Origin of the sequence: Blastococcus sp. PRF04-17 (assembly GCF_023016265.1) — a bacterium.
Lineage (GTDB): Bacteria > Actinomycetota > Actinomycetes > Mycobacteriales > Geodermatophilaceae > Blastococcus_B.
Genome location: NZ_CP095412.1, coordinates 2,130,710 through 2,146,583, shown reverse-complemented (window position 1 = coordinate 2,146,583; position 15,874 = coordinate 2,130,710). Strand labels below are relative to the sequence as shown.

The 15,874-nt window shown below is 70.9% G+C and carries 10 protein-coding genes and 2 pseudogenes; 7 read left to right on the top strand and 5 right to left on the bottom strand.

Going from position 1 to position 15,874, the window contains the following annotated elements; genetic code table 11:
* Positions 1–4: 4 nt before the first annotated feature.
* Positions 5–727, bottom strand: a complete 723-nt coding sequence (locus tag MVA48_RS10900) for a GAF domain-containing protein (RefSeq protein WP_246988749.1) — start codon at positions 725–727, stop codon at positions 5–7.
* A gap of 17 nt (positions 728–744) precedes the next feature.
* Here MVA48_RS10900 and MVA48_RS23425 point away from each other — a divergent pair.
* From MVA48_RS23425 to MVA48_RS10890, 3 genes and pseudogenes are all read left to right on the top strand, one after another.
* Positions 745–885: pseudogene (locus tag MVA48_RS23425) on the top strand (hypothetical protein); the annotation flags it as partial.
* 119 nt (positions 886–1,004) lie between these two features.
* Positions 1,005–1,379, top strand: a complete 375-nt coding sequence (locus MVA48_RS23420; protein ID WP_256461167.1) for a 5-oxoprolinase subunit B family protein — start codon at positions 1,005–1,007, stop codon at positions 1,377–1,379.
* Positions 1,380–2,231: a biotin-dependent carboxyltransferase family protein gene (locus tag MVA48_RS10890; protein ID WP_305852307.1), complete on the top strand. Its 852-nt coding sequence runs from the start codon at positions 1,380–1,382 to the stop codon at positions 2,229–2,231.
* A gap of 2 nt (positions 2,232–2,233) precedes the next feature.
* On the opposite strand, the gene MVA48_RS10885 is transcribed toward MVA48_RS10890, so the two are convergent.
* The 4 genes and pseudogenes from MVA48_RS10885 to glgA all read right to left on the bottom strand — a co-directional run bounded on the left by MVA48_RS10885 (position 2,234) and on the right by glgA (position 6,346).
* Complete coding sequence (locus MVA48_RS10885) at positions 2,234–3,010, bottom strand: ABC transporter ATP-binding protein (RefSeq protein WP_246988747.1); 777 nt, start codon at positions 3,008–3,010, stop codon at positions 2,234–2,236.
* Complete coding sequence (locus MVA48_RS10880; protein ID WP_246988745.1) at positions 3,007–4,065, bottom strand: FecCD family ABC transporter permease; 1,059 nt, start codon at positions 4,063–4,065, stop codon at positions 3,007–3,009. The genes MVA48_RS10885 and MVA48_RS10880 overlap by 4 nt, the downstream gene beginning before the upstream one ends.
* 13 nt (positions 4,066–4,078) lie before the next feature.
* Positions 4,079–5,011, bottom strand: coding sequence for an ABC transporter substrate-binding protein (locus MVA48_RS10875; protein ID WP_246988743.1), 933 nt, complete (start codon positions 5,009–5,011; stop codon positions 4,079–4,081).
* Positions 5,012–5,249: 238 nt separating this feature from the next.
* Positions 5,250–6,346: pseudogene (gene glgA, locus MVA48_RS10870) on the bottom strand (glycogen synthase).
* Between the two features lie 146 nt (positions 6,347–6,492).
* Here glgA and glgC point away from each other — a divergent pair.
* From glgC to MVA48_RS10850, 4 genes are all read left to right on the top strand, one after another.
* Positions 6,493–7,713, top strand: coding sequence for a glucose-1-phosphate adenylyltransferase (glgC, locus tag MVA48_RS10865; protein WP_246988741.1), 1,221 nt, complete (start codon positions 6,493–6,495; stop codon positions 7,711–7,713).
* Positions 7,714–7,915: 202 nt separating this feature from the next.
* The gene (locus tag MVA48_RS10860; RefSeq protein WP_246988740.1) at positions 7,916–8,953 is read left to right on the top strand and encodes a hypothetical protein; all 1,038 of its coding nucleotides are present in this window, start codon (positions 7,916–7,918) and stop codon (positions 8,951–8,953) included.
* A 38-nt stretch (positions 8,954–8,991) separates the two neighbouring features.
* A complete protein-coding gene (locus MVA48_RS10855) occupies positions 8,992–13,848 on the top strand; it encodes a DNRLRE domain-containing protein (RefSeq protein ID WP_246988738.1) in 4,857 nt (1,618 codons plus the stop codon).
* Positions 13,764–15,290 (top strand): RHS repeat protein, encoded by a 1,527-nt coding sequence (locus MVA48_RS10850; RefSeq protein WP_246988736.1) that lies wholly within the window; start codon positions 13,764–13,766, stop codon positions 15,288–15,290. Before MVA48_RS10855 ends, MVA48_RS10850 begins: the two co-directional genes overlap by 85 nt.
* Positions 15,291–15,874 lie beyond the last annotated feature (584 nt).

Below are 15,874 nucleotides of genomic sequence, written 5' to 3'. Positions count from 1 at the left end.
TCGGTCAGCGGCGCAGCGCCGAGGTCGGCAGGCGCCCGGCGAGCACGTCGGCGGCGACCTCGTCCACGGAGACCCCGGAGCCGGTGGCCTGCGCCCGGAGCAGGGCGAGCGCCGCCGGCGACCCGATCTCGAGCTCGACGCCGAGCTTGCCCATCGCCTCCCAGACGGCGGCGCGGCGGCGGGGGACCGGGCCGTGCAGCCACTCGGGGCCCTCCGACGAGGACCACTCGGACCAGACCGCGGCGTCGTTGAGCGCCGAGCTGACGAGTTCGCCCACCGCCATGGCCTCGAAGACGTCGAGGGCGGGCACCTCGTCCGGCCGCTCGAAGTACAGATCGATCGCGCCCTCCCCGACCAGGGCGGGTTGGAGCGGGAGGGCGACGACCGCGCGGTAGGGGGTGCTCCGCAGGAGCAGAGCGGTGAACTCGGGCCAACGGCGGCGCAGGTCCTCCTCGGCGGCGAACACCGGCTGACGGCTCTCGTGGGCAGCCATGCAGGGCCCGGACCCGACGGTGAACTGGAGCCGCTCGGCCGTCTCGGCGGTCGCCGAGCTCGCACCGAGGGGGATCCGGTGACCGCCCGGGTTCATCATGCTCAGGCCCGCATCGTCGACCGGCAGCATGCGGGTGCAGGCACGGGCGAGCCGGACGGGCAGGAGCTCGGCCCCGGCGAGCCCGGGTGCGGACACGTCGTCGAGCGCGGACGCGAAGCGCTCGGCGATGGTCATGCCTGATTGTCCGCCCGATGCCGCACGATGGCCCGATGGAGAACGCCCGGGTGCTGCCCTACGGCGACCGGGCGCTGCTCGTGGAAGCCGGTGACCTGGCCGCCGTCGCGGGTCTGCGGGCGGCGCTCGAGCGCTCGCCGCTGCCCGGCCAGCGGGAGCTCGTGCCGGCGGCACGGACCGTCCTGGTCCTCCTTGACCGGCCGCCCACGGACCTGGACGTCGCAGCGGTCCGCCGGCTGTCGCCGCAACCCCCGGGGACGCCGCCGAGCGGCCGCCGCTGGAGCTCCCGGTCACCTTCGACGGGCCGGACCTCCCGGAGGTGGCGGAGCTGGTCGAGATGCCGGTGCCCGACGTGGTGCGCGCACTCACGTCCGTGGCGCTCACGGTCGCCTTCAGCGGGTTCGCGCCGGGCTTCGGTTACCTCACCGGCCTGCCGCAGGAACTGCACGTACCGCGCCGCGCGACACCGCGCACCCGGGTCCCGGCAGGTTCGGTCGGGCTCGCCGGGCCCTACGCGGGGGCATACCCGAGCGAGTCGCCGGGTGGCTGGCAGCTGGTCGGCCGCACCGACGCCGTCCTGTTCGACGTCCACCGCGACCCGCCCGCCCTGCTCTTCCCCGGCACGCGGGTGCGGTTCCGGGAGGTGCGCTGAGTGCTGACGGTGCTGGCGACCGGACCGCGGGCCACGGTCCAGGACCGGGGCCGCCGGGGCTGGGCGTCGATCGGGGTGACGGCGTCGGGTGCGGCCGACCGCGCGGCCGCCGACCTGGCCAACCGGCTCGTCGGCAACGCTCCCGCCGCCGCGGTCGTCGAGGCCACCGCGGGTGGCCTGCGGGTGCGCGCGGAGCGGACCCTCCTCGTCGCGGTGACCGGCGCTCCGGCGGGCGTCCGCGTGGACGGTCGGCCCGCGCCGTTCGACGCGCCGCTCCCCTTGGCCGCCGGGAGGGTGCTCGACCTGCAACTGCCACCCGTGGGGCTGCGGACCTACCTGGCGGTGCGGGGCGGCGTGGACGTGCCGCCGGTGCTGGGCTCGCGCAGCACCGACACCCTGTCCGGCCTCGGCCCCGCTCCGCTGCGCGCGGGCGATCGGCTGCCCGTCGGCGACCTTGCGGCCGGCGAGCCCTTCGTCGACGTGGCGCCCGTGCGACAGCCGTCGTCCTCGCCGGTGCTGGCCGTCCTGCCCGGCCCGCGGCGTGACTGGCTGGAGCCGGCCGCATGGGACGCGCTGACCAGGCAGCCGTGGGAGGTGACCGCGGACAGCAACCGGGTGGGGCTGCGGCTGTCCGGACCGGCGCTGGCCCGGGCGCGGACGGGCGAGCTGCCCAGCGAGGGCCTGGTGCCGGGTGCGGTGCAGGTGCCGCCCGACGGCGCCCCGGTGCTCTTCCTCGTCGACCACCCGGTCACCGGCGGCTATCCGGTGCTCGCCGTGGTCACCTCCGCCGACCTGTCCGCGGCCGCGCAGCTGCGCCCGGGGGACACCGTCCGGTTCCGCCCGGCCAGGTGACCTCAGTCGGCGCGGATCGGCAGTACCGCCGGACCGGAGGGGCCCTGCACGACACGGGCACGGGCGCCGTAGTGGCTGGACAGCGACTCCGCGGTGATGACCTCGGCCGGGGGCCCCTCGGCGACGACGCGGCCCTCGGAGAGCAGCGCCAGCCGGTCGGCGTACTGCCCGGCCAGGGTCAGGTCGTGCAGCGTGCTGATGACCGTCAGGCCGTCCTGCCGGCGCAACCGGTCGACCAGGTCGAGCACCTGCTGTGCGTGTCCGAGGTCGAGGGCCGCCGTCGGTTCGTCGAGCAGGAGCACCCGCGGCTGCTGGGCCAGGGCGCGGGCCAGGACGGCCCGCTGCTGCTCGCCGCCGGAGAGGGTCGCCAGGGGCCGGTCGGCCAGGAGGTCCAGGCCCAGGCGCGGCAGGACGTCGTCCACGACCTGCCGGTCGACCGCCCGGGGAGCCGCCAGCAGCGCCCGGTGCGGTGTCCGCCCGAGCCCGACGTAGTCGCGGGTGGTGATGCCCTCCGGCAGCACCGGCGTCTGCGGGGCGTAGGCCAGGCAGCGGGCCCGCTCGCGCCGCGGCATGCCGCTGGTGAGCCGCCCGTCGATGCGCACCAGGCCCTCGTGCGCGTGGAAGCCCAGCACCGACCGGAGCAGCGTCGACTTGCCCGAGCCGTTGGGACCGATCACGGCCAGCCAGCCACCGGGCTCGACGGTGAGCCGGACGGAGTCCAGGACCGTCGTCCGGCCGTACCTGGCCGACAGCCCGACGAGCTCGACGCGGGCGCTCATCGCCGCCGCGCCCCGACCCACAGCAGGCCGGCGAAGAACGGGGCCCCGATGAAGGCCGTGACCACGCCGATCGGCAGCTCGGCCGGCGCCAGGACCACGCGGGCGACGATGTCGGTCAGCACCAGGAAGGCGCCACCGATCAGCAGCGACACCGGCAGCACGCGGGCGTGCGAACCGCCGACGAAGCGCCGGGCGATGTGCGGGACGACCAGGCCGACGAAGCCGATGAGGCCGCTGACCGCGACGGCCGAGGCGGTCGCGAGCGACGCGGCGACGATGACCAGCAGCCGCAGCCGGCCCGGGTGCACGCCGAGGGAGGACGCCTCGTCGTCCCCCACGGCCAGCACGTCGAGCGCCCGGCCGCAGAGGAGCAGCACCAGGCAGGCCGCGCCCAGGTACGGGAGGACGACGACCACGTCGGACCACTGGGCCTTGCCGAGCTGGCCGAGCAGCCAGCCGTAGATCTCGCGCAGGTCGTCGGTGTTCTGCTGCTGCACCAGGGTCTGCGCCGCCGCCAGGAAGGCGGCGACGGCGATGCCGGCCAGCAGCAGGGTCGCGCTCTGCGAGCCGCCGGCGACGGTGCCCAGGGCGAGCGCACAGCCGACGCCGAGGAGGGCACCGGCGAACGCGGCGAGCGGGACGATGCCAACCGGTCCGACGGACTGCACGGGCGAGTAGGCGATCGCCATGGTCGCACCGAGGCCCGCGCCGGCCGCGGCACCGAGCAGGTAGGGGTCGGCGAGCGGATTGCGGAAGACCCCCTGGTAGGCGGCGCCCGCGATGGCCAGGCCGGCGCCGATCAGCGCGGCGAGGATGACGCGGGGGAGCCGCAGCTGGAGCAGCACCGCCTCCTCGGTGCCGCTGAGGCCTCCGGGCAGACCGAGCAGGGTGGCCACGACGGCACCGGGCGCGAGCGGCAGCGCGCCCACCCACACCCCGGCCAGCAGGGCGAGCACGAGGGCCGCACCGCAGCCGGCCAGCACGAGCCCCGGCCGCCGCCGGCGCGGCGGCGTGGTCGCCGTCGCGCCGGCAGCGCCGGGAGCCGTCGTGGTCATGGGTGTGCCGTGCTCAGTTCTGCAGCGTCTCGGCGACGGCCTCGGCGAACTCCGCGATGCGCGGGCCCCACCGGGACGCGACGTCGTCGTCGGCGGCCAGGATGCGCTCGTCCTTCACGGCCGGGATCGTGCCGAAGGCCGGGCGCTGCGCCACCGTCTCGGCCGACTGCTCGCAGCACTTGGTGTCGGCCAGCACGATGAGGTCCGGCTCCTCGCCGACGATGTACTCGGCGGACAGCTGCGGGTAGCCGCCGGCCGCGTCGTCGACGCCGTCGGCGATGTTCTCCAGGCCGAACTCGGCGTAGATGCTGCCGATGAACGTGCTGCTGTCGGCGGAGAAGAAGCTCGGGTCGAGCTCGTGGAAGACCTTCATCCCCTGCGCGTCGTCCGGGACGGACTCCACCGCCGCCGCGATCCGGTCCCGCACGTCGGCGATCACCTCGTCGGCCTCCTCGGCGTGGCCGGTGGCGTCGCCGAGCGTCTCCAGCTGGGCGTAGGTGTCGTCGATCGTCCGGCCCGCCTCCAGCAGCAGCGTCGGGATGGCGAGGGCGTCCAGCGCGTCCACGATGCCGTTCATGTCGTTGCTGAGGATCACGAGGTCGGGCTCGTACCCGGCGATGGCCTCGGCGTTGGGGGTGAAGGCCGACAGGTCGGTGATCGGGGCGTCGGGCGGGTAGTTCGAGTTGTCGTCGACGGCGGTGACCTGGTCACCGGCGCCGATGGCGAAGAGCATCTCGGTGGTCGTCGCCGAGAGGGAGACGATCGCGTCGGGCTGCTCCTCGATGGTCAACTCGCCGTCCGCGCCGGTCACGGTGACGGGGAAGGGGGCGCTCTCCGACGCGGACGGCGCGGACGACGCCTCGTCGGCGGAGGTGCTCCCGCAAGCGGTGAGGGAGAGCAGGAACGCGGCCAGCAGGGCCGGCGCGGAACGGGTGGTGCGGGACACGGGGGAGCCTCCAGGGGAGGCGGTAGACATCGCCCACGAGGCTGGCGCCGCAAGGCGCCTCTCCATGCGCGACCCTTACCGCGAGGGTCGGTGACATGACGCAGGGGCAGGCGATCTGGCTCAGGTCGTTCCGGGGAACGGCCATCACAGTTGCGGGACAGCGCCGGGATTGCACCGGACTTCGCTGCCGTTGCGCCGCCGGCGCACGGGCCGGCGGGGAGACGGTAGCAGCGCCCTGTCAGGCGCGGGCGGCCAGGACGTCGGAGTAGACCTCGACGGTCTGCTGCGCGATGGCCGGCCACCCGAACTCGGCGAGGACCCGCTCCCGTCCGGCAGCGCCCATGGCGGCGGCGCGGTCGGGGTCGGCGAGCAGCTCGGCGATCCGGGCCGCGAGGCCGCTCTCGAAGGCCGGGATGTCCGCGGGGTCGTAGGGCACCAGCAGCCCGGTCCGCCCGTCGGCGACCACCTCGGGGATCCCGCCCACCGCACTGGCCACGACCGCGGTTCCGCAGGCCGCGGCCTCGAGGTTGACGATGCCGAGCGGCTCGTAGACCGACGGGACGACGAACACGGTGGCACCGGTGATCAGCGGGACCAGCTGCTCGCGCGGCAGCATCGCCTCGACCCACACGACGCCGTCCCGCCTGGCCTGCAGGGCCTCGACGTGCTCGGCGACGTACTGCCGCTCGCCGGGGGTGTCGGCGGCGCCGGCGCACAGCACGAGCCCGGCCTCCGGCGGCAGCTGCTCGGCCGCGGCCAGCAGGTGGTTGACGCCCTTCTGCCGGGTGATCCGGCCGACGAAGAGGGCGTAGGGCCGGTCGGGGTCCACGCCGAGGCCGCGCACGACGTCCGGGTCCTCGACCGGGCGGTAGGCGTCGGCGTCGACTCCGTTGCCGACGACCCGGACCTTGGCGGGGTCGAGGTCGGGATAGGCGTCGAGGACGTCCAGGCGCATGCCGTTGCTCACGGCGACGACCGCGTCGGCGGCCAGGTAGGTGGTCCGCTCGACCCAGGAGGAGAGCCGGTAGCCGCCGCCGAGCTGGTCGGCCTTCCACGGCCGGCGCGGCTCCAGCGAGTGCGCCGTCACCACGTGCGGGACGCCGTGGACCAGCGAGGCGAGCAGGCCGCGCCGTTGGCGTACCAGGTGTGGGAGTGGACCAGGTCGACGCCGGAGAGGGCATCGGCGATCTCGACGTCCACCCCCAGTGCCTGCAGCGCGCCGTTGGCGCCCCGCAGGTTCGACGGCACGGGGTGCCCCGTCGCGTCCGGGCGCTGCTCACCGAAGCAGTGGACGTCGAGGTCGGGGCCGGCGGGCAGCGACCGCAGAGCCGCCACGAGGTGCTCGACGTGCACCCCCGCCCCGCCGTAGACGTCCGGTGGCCACTCCCGCGTCACGATGCCGATGCGCACACCGTCACCCTAAGTGCGGAACCGCGCTCCCACGTGCGGCGATGTTCCCGTGCAACGGCTACGTTGCGAACATGCGCGGCGGTCCTCGGGTTCTCGGCATCGTCCTGGCCGGCGGTGAGGGCAAGCGGCTGGCCCCGCTCACCGCAGACCGGGCGAAACCGGCCGTGCCCTTCGGCGGCAACTACCGCCTCATCGACTTCGTGCTGTCCAACCTGGTCAACGCCGAGATCCGGCAGATCGCCGTCCTCACGCAGTACAAGAGCCACAGCCTCGACCGGCACATCACCCAGACCTGGCGCATGTCGCAGCTGCTGGGCAACTACGTCACGCCGGTGCCGGCGCAGCAGCGGCTCGGCCCGCGCTGGTACACCGGCAGCGCCGACGCGATCTTCCAGAGCCTGAACCTCATCTACGACGAGCGGCCCGACATCGTCGTCGTCTTCGGGGCCGACCACGTCTACCGCATGGACCCCGGCCAGATGATCGATCAGCACCTGCAGACCGGTGCGGGCGTGACCATCGCGGGGCTGCGGGTGCCGCGCAAGGACGCCACGGAGTTCGGGGTCATCGACTCCGACGCAGAGGGGAAGGTGCGCGGCTTCCTCGAGAAGCCCAAGGACCCCCCGGGGCTGCCGGACTCGCCCGAGGAGAGCTTCGCCTCCATGGGCAACTACGTGTTCACCACCGACGCACTGCTCGAGGCGCTGCGGGCCGACGCCGAGGACGAGAACTCCGTCCACGACATGGGCGGCTCGATCATGCCGATGCTGGCCGCTGCCGGTGACGCCTGGGTCTACGACTTCTCTACCAACATCGTCCCCGGCGCTACCGAGCGCGACCACGGCTACTGGCGCGACGTCGGGACGATCGACGCGTACTTCGACGCGCACATGGACCTGGTGTCGGTCACCCCGGTCTTCAACCTCTACAACGACCGCTGGCCGATCTTCACCCTGCCGCCGCAGCTGCCCCCGGCGAAGTTCGTGCTGGGCGGGCGCGCGGAGGAGTCGATGGTCAGCGCCGGCGCGATCATCGGCGGCGGCTCGGTGCACAACTCCGTCGTCTCGCCGGGCGTGCGCGTCGAGCGCGGTGCCCGCGTCGAGGACAGCGTCCTGATGGACGGCGTCTACATCGGCGAGGGCGCCTACGTCCGGCGGGCAATCCTCGACAAGAACGTCGTCGTCCCGCCGTGGGCGCGGATCGGGGTGGAGACCTCGAACGACAAGGCGCGGTACCACGTCAGCGAGGGCGGCGTGACCGTGCTCGGCAAGGGCGCCCGCGCGATCGTCTGAGGGCGGGCCGGATGGCAAGCGGGGCATCGAGCATTGCGACTGTGGCGCGAGTCGCATATGCGACCGTTGCGCACAGGACGTCATCGGATCGAGACCTGATGTGATTGTCGGGCTCACAGCCGGCTGAGATGTTCTGCGCGAACGCGCGAGGACCGCGAGTTCCGAGTCGCTGGTGGCTCGCCTCTCTGCTCGATGAGGTCCCGTGCACGCTCGTTCCGGTTTCAGCGAGGTTCCCAAGTGGCGTAGCAGGGGCGTCCTGGGGGTGGCCCTCACGGCGGCGCTCCTCGGCGAACTGCTCGTCGTCAGCACGGCGGCATCCGCGGCGCCCCGGAACGAGGCACAGGAGGCGGAGGCGGCCAGGGGGGCCGACGGCGCCCTCCAGGCACCGGACGCGCCTTCGGCGCGGACGATCGCGCGGCTCGAGGGTGAGCGGGTCGAGGTCATCGGGGAGCGGACAGAGAGCTCATCGACGTGGGCCCTGCCGGACGGCTCCATGCAGACCGGGATGGCGCCCGGGCCGATCTGGGTCCACCAGGGCGGGGATGGGACGGAGGCCGCGGACTGGGCACCGGTCGACCTCACCCTCGAGATGGCCGAGGACGGATCCATCCGCCCCAAGGCGCACCCCGCCGACCTCACGCTGGCAGGTGAGGGAGCGCCCGCTGAAGGGCTGCTGGTCTCGATGGAGAGGGAGGACGGGGCCTCGCTCGGTCTGGAGTGGGAGGGGGAGCTGCCAGCACCACGTCTGGAGGGTCCGCGGGCCGTCTATCCGGAGGTCCAGCCTGGTGTGGACCTCGTCGTGGACGCAACCCGCACCGGTTACGAGCAGTACTTCGTCCTGACCCGTCGTCCCGAAGCCGGCAGCGAGCCCGATCTGGACCTCCGCCTGCGGTCGGAAGGGCTCACCGCCGAGGCGGTGCAGGACGGGGGAGTGCAGTTCCGCGAACCAAGCGGGGCCGTGGTGGCCAGCTCGGGGACACCACTGGTCTGGGACGCCCAGGTCGACGAACAGCTGTTGCACCCCGTGACCCAGCAATGGACCGACGATGAGGCGCCGCAGGAGGTCCTGGCGCCGGCGCCCGACTGGGACGAACATCCCCAGGGGCAGCGGGAGCCGGTGGGGGAGGATCGACGGCACTGCCGGAGGGGGCATCGAGCACCACCCTGCCGGTGGACGAGCTGGGGCGGGCGACCTCGGAACAAGCCAAAGATGCCGGCGGCAGCGCAGCTCTGCCGCTGACGGAGGCGGCCACCGTCTCGGCACCGACGATCGTGGACATGGCGCTGACTCCGGACTCGGGGTTCTTGCACGACCCAGCGACCGAGTACCCGGTGGTGGTGGACCCGGCACAGGACTTCACCGGCATGTTCGACACCTGGGTGCAGACCGGGACGGGCACGGACCAGTCGGGCAGTCCTGAGTTGCGTCTGGGGACCTTCGACGGCGGCGCGACGGTGGCCCGGTCGTTCATCAACCTGAACGTCGCTCAGTTCGCCGGCAAGAAGATCCGCAACGCGACGATCAATCTCTGGGAGTTCCACGCCTGGTCGTGCAATCAGACGACCTGGGAGGTGTGGCCGACCGGCCAGGCGAGCACCGCGACCCGGATCAACGCGCAGCCCGCGTGGGGGTCGACGCGCTACGCGGTGTCCAACCGCACCACCGGTGCGGCGGGGTGCGCCGACGGCTGGGTGCACGCTGACGTCACCAGCCTCATCCAGACGTGGTCCAACTCCCGCTCCAGCGCGGTCGGGATCGGGCTCAAGGCCGAGTTCGAGAACGACAACTACGGCTGGAAGAAGTTCAACTCCGCCAACGCCGGCGGGGGTCTGCCCACCCTGTACGTGAACTGGAACGATCTGCCGGGCCAGCCGGCCGGCCGCTCGGTGTCGCCGTGCTACCAGCTGTGCACCACGGCGCCGGTGCTCACAAGCTCCACCACGCCTCGATTGACCGGCAACACCACCGACTCCGACGGCGGAACGCTGCGCTACGACTACGAGGTGTGGGCCGGGGACAGTGCCACCCCCACGACGCGGGTGGTCACCGGGTCGGCGAATGCGCCATCGGGAACGACGTCCGCGTGGGTGGTGCCGGCGGGCAAACTCGTCAACGGGCAGACCTACGAGTGGCGCGTCCGCGCGTTCGACGGCCTCGAGTACGGCCCCTGGTCGAATGGCTGGGTCGTGATCAAGGTCGACACGGATGCGCCGGCCACCCCCGCGGTGACGTCGACGACGTTCCCAGATGACGGCACGTGGAACGGCACGGCCAACCAGGCCGGCTCGTTCACAGCCACCCTGCCGGCGATCGACTCCACCGCGGCCGGGTTCGTCTACGGCCTGGACAACGCGCCGGTGACCACGCCGGTCACGCTCACCAGCCCCGCTACCAGCACCTCGGCCAACTTCACCGTGACGCCGACCACCAACGGCCCACACGTGCTGAAAGTCCGGGCGAAGGACCGGGCCGGCAACGAGTCTCCGGTGGCGGAGTACCACTTCAACGTCGGCAGCGCCGGCCTCATGTCGCCGGTCGAGGGATCGACCGTCGTGCGTCGCGTACGCCTCGACGTCGAGGCGAAGAATACGTATCAGTACGTGAAGTTCGCCTGGCGGCGGGGCCCCGACGCGGCCACCTCCCAGGACATCCCGCTGGCCGCCCTGACCCGCTCCAACGGTGACCCGCTGCCCGGCACGTGGACGAAGATCTCCGACCTGGGCAGCTACGCGACCTGGGACGCGGGCCTCACCCTCGGGCACGTGCCGGGGCCGGTCCAGGTCCAGGCCGTCGTGGCCACCGGCCCCAATGGTGAGGGGGCGGCGGGCACCCAGTGGGTGACCGTCACCGTCTCACCGGACGCCGACCATGCGGCCACCGACGACGTCGGCCCAGGGTCGGTCAACCTGCTCACCGGCGACTACCTGCTGTCGAGCACCGACGTCGACGAGCTCGGTCTCTCCGTGGGACGGACCGCGTCGTCGCGGAAGCCGCGCGCCGGGCTGGAGCCTCAGGCGGAGTTCCTGTCCGACCCGCAGCGAACGATGTCGTCCGTGACCGGTTATGCAGTCGGGTACTCGGCACTGGCACAGGTGACGACTCCCTGGCACACCGGGAACGACGCGCTGCGGGTCCGGTCGACGACCAGCTCCAATGGCGATTCCTTCGCTGGGGCGACGATGACCGACCTTCGGCCTGGCGCCGCCTATCGGATGACCGGCTGGGTGTACGTGCCGGCGGCCACTGGGCTGTCGCCGAATTCTCCGCGTGGCCTGAGGTTGTTCGCTCAGTGGACCGATGCCGCCGGGGTCATCCGCACGGCCGCCTCCGACGCGCCGACCAAGACCGACATGTGGCAGCAGCTGAGCCTGGACTTCACCATTCCGGCCGACGCCAAGGTCGGCGGGAAGGTTCGGCTCTACAACGGGTTCGCCACGGCGGGCAAGGACGTCTTCTACGACGACGTCTCGGTCCGGGAGATCTGGTCGCCGCTGGGGCCGCAGTGGTCGCTCGGCATCGCCGACGAGGGCACCGGCACCGCTTACGACTACATCAGCCAGCCCTACCCGGACGTCGTAGCGGTGCACTTCGCCGGCGGTGGCGAGGGGTGGTTCACGAAGGGCAGCAACGGCCAGTGGTGGCCACAGCCGGGTCTCGAGGCGCTCACCCTGACGTCGACGGGCACAGGCAAGTGGCGGATCACCGAGACCGACGGCACGGTCACCGACTTCGCCGTGCAACCGGGATCACCGAACTCCAAGGTCGTCTCGACCTCGCCGCCAGCGGCGACCGGCGGGACGCGGCTCGTCTACGAGTCGGACGAGGGTCGACTGCGCGTGGCACGGGTGATCGCTCCCGTGGAGACCGGGGTCGACGGCTGGCCCACGAATACCGCGGCCTGCACGACCGCGCCGTACGCCGCCGGTTGCGAGGTGATGCAACTCAAGTACGCGCCGTCGACCACGGCCACGACTTCGTCGTTCGGCGCCGTCAAGGGTCGGCTGAGCCAGGTGGTCCTGCACTCGGCAGAAGCCGGTGCTCCCACGACCGCCGACATCACGGTCGCGCAGTACGCCTACGACTCGGCCGGCCGACTCCGGGAGGTGTGGGACCCGCGGATCCAGCCGTCGCTGAAGACGACCTACGAGTACGACGACGACGGTCGCGTCACCATGCTGAGCACGCCCGGCGAGCTGCCGTGGAACTTCGAGTACGGCACCGGTGGCGCGAACGCCACCGTCGGCGGCGATGACCTCGTCGACCGCAGCTCCGGGCGGTTGCTGCGCGTGTCCCGTAATGCGCTCAAGGAGGGCACGCTCGACCAGACCGACGGCAAGACCACGAGCACGTTGGTCTACAACGTGCCGCTGGCGCGGGCTTCGGGCGGTCCGTACGACCTGGACGCCGACTCGTTTAAGACCTGGGGCCAGACCTCGGCTCCCACCGACGCGACCGCCGTCTTCGGGCCCGAGGACGTGCCCTCGGTGACGACGGCGAGCGAGACGACGCCGGGCGCCAATGGCTACCGGCGGGCGATGGTCCATTACCTGGATGCGTCCGGTCGTGAGGTGAACACGGCGACTCCGTCGGGTCCGGACGCTTCGCCGGCCGGGTACATCGACACCGCGGAGTACGACCAGTACGGCAACGTCGTCCGGTCACTCGATGCGACGAACCGACTCGTGGCCCTCGGCGCGATGACACTGCCCGATCTGTCGCCGCAGGAGATCGGGGCCGACACCGTCGCACGGGCAGAGGCGCTGTCGACGTACAGGACCTACGGGCCACGAGGGCTCGACCTCCTGCGTCAGCGCGGCCCCTTGCTGAAGCTGGCCATCGGAAACAACCCCGATGACCTGCAACTCGTTCACGACGTCACGACGTACGCCTACGACGAGGGCAAGCCCGACGGCTTCGCCTACCACCTCGTCACGACCCAGACCGACGCGCTGCTCGTGCCTGGCAGTGAGCCGGAGCAGCTACTGGACGTGGAGGTCACCAAGAACGGCTACGACCCGATCGACGGCGCCTCGCCGCTCGGGCCGACGTCCGGGTGGAAGAGGGGGCAGCCGACCGTCGTCACCTTCGACGCAGGTGAAGGCGGGGTGGGCTTGCAGGCGTTCGTCCGCTACGACGACCAAGGTCGTGTGGTCGAGTCTCGACGGACGGGCTCAACCGGTGCGAGCACCAACCGGGCGTTCTATTACACAGCCGGCGCCCAGCCGGCCCGGCCGGAGTGCGGTAACAAGCCCGTCTACGCCGGTCTGCCGTGCCTCAGCGACGTCGCCGGCCAGGTGGAGGGGCACGACTCGGGGCGCATGGCCACCAACCTGCCGGTCAAGCAGGTCACCGCCTACAACCGCTACGGATCCATCGTCTCGGTCACCGAGTCGGCCACCGGGCCGGTCAACGGTGAGACGGTCACGCAGTCGCGCACGACGACCACGGAGTACGACGCCGCCGACCGGGTAACGTCGGTGTCGATGTCCGCCAGCGGGGCGGGAACTGCGGCGGCGCCGCTGTTGAAGACGGTGAACAAGTACGACCCGACGTCGGGTGATGTGACCGTCATCGAGGCGCATGACGCGGCGGGCGCGGTCGTCTCGACGGTGAGCAAGACCTTCGACCGGCTCGGTCGAATGACGCGGTACGAGGACGGCAACGAGGGCGTCACCACGACAGTCTTCGACGAACTCGGAAGGCCCAAGACGGTCACCGACAACGCCGGATCGACGACGTTCCACTACAACCGTGACGAGGAGCCGCGCGGCTTCGTGACGTCCGTGACCGACTCGGTTGCCGGGACGCTGTCGGCCGAGTACGGCCCGGATGGTCAGGTCGAGAAGCAGACGCTGCCCGGCGGCCTGGAACTGCGAATCGGACACGACGCCAACCGGACACCGACGTCGCGGACGTACGTGCGGACCTCGGACGAGGAGGTCATCTCCTCGTCGTCGGCGGTGGAGAACAGCGCCGGGCAGATGGTCACCCATACGACGCCGGCGGCCAGCAAGCGCTACACCTACGACGCGCTGGGCGGCTCACCGACGTGCAGGACGCGGTCCACGATGACACCACCACGTGCACGTGGCGCCGTTATGCCTATGACGACCGGGACCGCCGTACGGCGCTGACGACCGCCGTGTCCGCCACGTCGACGTGCGTGGACCCGTCGACGCCTGATCAGCCGGCGTCGTCGGTCACCTACGCCTATGACACCGCGGACCGGCTGGTGACCGAGTCGACGGTCGATGCCGGCGCGTGGGTTTACGACCCCCTCGGGCGAATCACCACGGCTCCTGTTCGCGGAAGCCCGGGCGCGACGGTCCGTAACGCGTACTACGCCAACGACCTGATCCGCTCCCAGGAGATCGCCGGCGTGGCCCGGCAGACCTGGACCCTGGATGCGCTCGGCCGGTTCGCCTCGTACAGCAACGAGGCATGGGCTGCCGGAGCCGACGGTGTGCCTGCGTGGCAGGAGGCCGTCACCAAGGTCAACCACTACGACTCGGACTCCGACGCTCCTTCGTGGATCGTTGAGGATGCCTCCCTAGACACCGAGATCACCCGTTACGTCGACGGGCTCGACGGCAATCTGGCGGCGGAGACCGGCAAGACCGGCGGCGTAGAGCTGCAGCTGATCGACCTGCACGGCGACGTGATGACCACGCTGCCGATTCACGAGGAGGAAACCGAGGCGGCTTGGGATGAGGTCCGGCAGCAGGCCGCTGACGAGTTCGGCAACCCGACCGACCTGACCACCGGCAAGGCGGTTGTACGCAACGGGCAGGCGCCCGGCAAGGACGGCCGCTACGGCTGGCTCGGCGCGGCGCAGCGCTCGGCCGACGCCCTCGCCGGAGTGATCCTCATGGGCGTCCGGCTCTACGACCCGGCGACCGGTCGCTTCTGGTCGCGCGACCCCGTCCCGGGCGGCAACACCACTGCCTACGACTACTGCTCGGGCGACCCAGTCAACTGCAGCGATCTCGACGGCCAATGGGGCTGGTTCAAGAAGCTCGTCAAGAAGGTGGCCAAGAAGGTCGCCAAGGTCGCCGAATTAGCCTCTATTATTCCGGGACCGATCGGGGTGGCTGCGGCTGCGATTTCCGCTGGCGCCTACGCGGTGACCGGCAACAAGAGTAAAGCCCTTCAGATGACGGCTACCATCGCCATAGCTGCGGTCGGGGGAGGTCTGGCAGTAGCCGCGGTCAAGTTCGCTGGTCCGGCCATCAAGGCGGCCAAACTAGCTCGTGAAGCCAAGTCGTTCCAGGGCAAAGTCCCGCATATATTCGCACATCCAGCCAAGTATGTCGGTTTGAGCGCTCGACAAGTGACGCGCCTGGCAAAGAAGCAGGGGTTTATCCATTGGAAGCCATCGAAGGATGGTTTCGGCAATCTCTATAAGCACCCGAGTCTCAAGGGGAACGGTCAGCAGCTTCGGATTATGAATAGGGGGTACAAGCCGGGAGACAAGGGGTACAAGGTCGGCGGGAATCACAATGGACCCCGATTCTATGTGCATAACGCCCCGCATAAGGTCCACAAGGGGCCATACCGGCTACGAAAGGGGTGGTGAGTCCTGTGGCTGAGAATGGGGCTGGGCTCGATCGAACGTTCTGGAGCGTGCTAGGTCGTTCCCCAGACGGGGCGGTGGCGGTCTCGGACATCCTCGCAGCCTGCCTGATATCGGGAGGCGGAAAAGGCGTCGTCCTGCAATACCTCTTAAGGAAATCCAGTTCATCTTTGTGGTCCCTTGCACCTGTGCAGGAAAGAGGAGTCTTGTGGACTGTGATGCCCGACCTGGATTATCAGATCCGTTGGATATTATCTCGGCTTCCTATCGTCCATGAATACGAAGACGAAAAGTTTGAGGATGCAAGGATGCTGGGGGATGCAAGTCTCCTAGACTTGGAATTCGCCGACCCGAATATCGACGGACCGGACCTGGCTAGAATCTTCCCTGAAATTGTCAATCGCGATGACATCACGGACTACTTCAGCTTTGGTCATCATGAGCCGTTCTGTACTCTAGATTCCTTTTTCTTGGGTATGACTGTTGCGCGAAGCGAATCGGCGCCCCCCTTGTCGGCTTGGACCGGCTTGCGAACCTAGTCGAACGGGAGGCGTTGTTGCTCTTCCTGGTCGGCGGGCGCGTTCAGC

Bases quoted from the DNA above. Each gene is read 5' to 3' on its own strand.
- glgC (WP_246988741.1), top strand. From the start codon at position 6,493: ATGCGCGGCGGTCCTCGGGTTCTCGGCATCGTCCTGGCCGGCGGTGAG.
- MVA48_RS10880 (WP_246988745.1), bottom strand. From the start codon at position 4,065: ATGACCACGACGGCTCCCGGCGCTGCCGGCGCGACGGCGACCACGCCG.
- MVA48_RS10900 (WP_246988749.1), bottom strand. From the start codon at position 727: ATGACCATCGCCGAGCGCTTCGCGTCCGCGCTCGACGACGTGTCCGCA.
- MVA48_RS10885 (WP_246988747.1), bottom strand. From the start codon at position 3,010: ATGAGCGCCCGCGTCGAGCTCGTCGGGCTGTCGGCCAGGTACGGCCGG.
- MVA48_RS10855 (WP_246988738.1), top strand. From the start codon at position 8,992: ATGGCGCTGACTCCGGACTCGGGGTTCTTGCACGACCCAGCGACCGAG.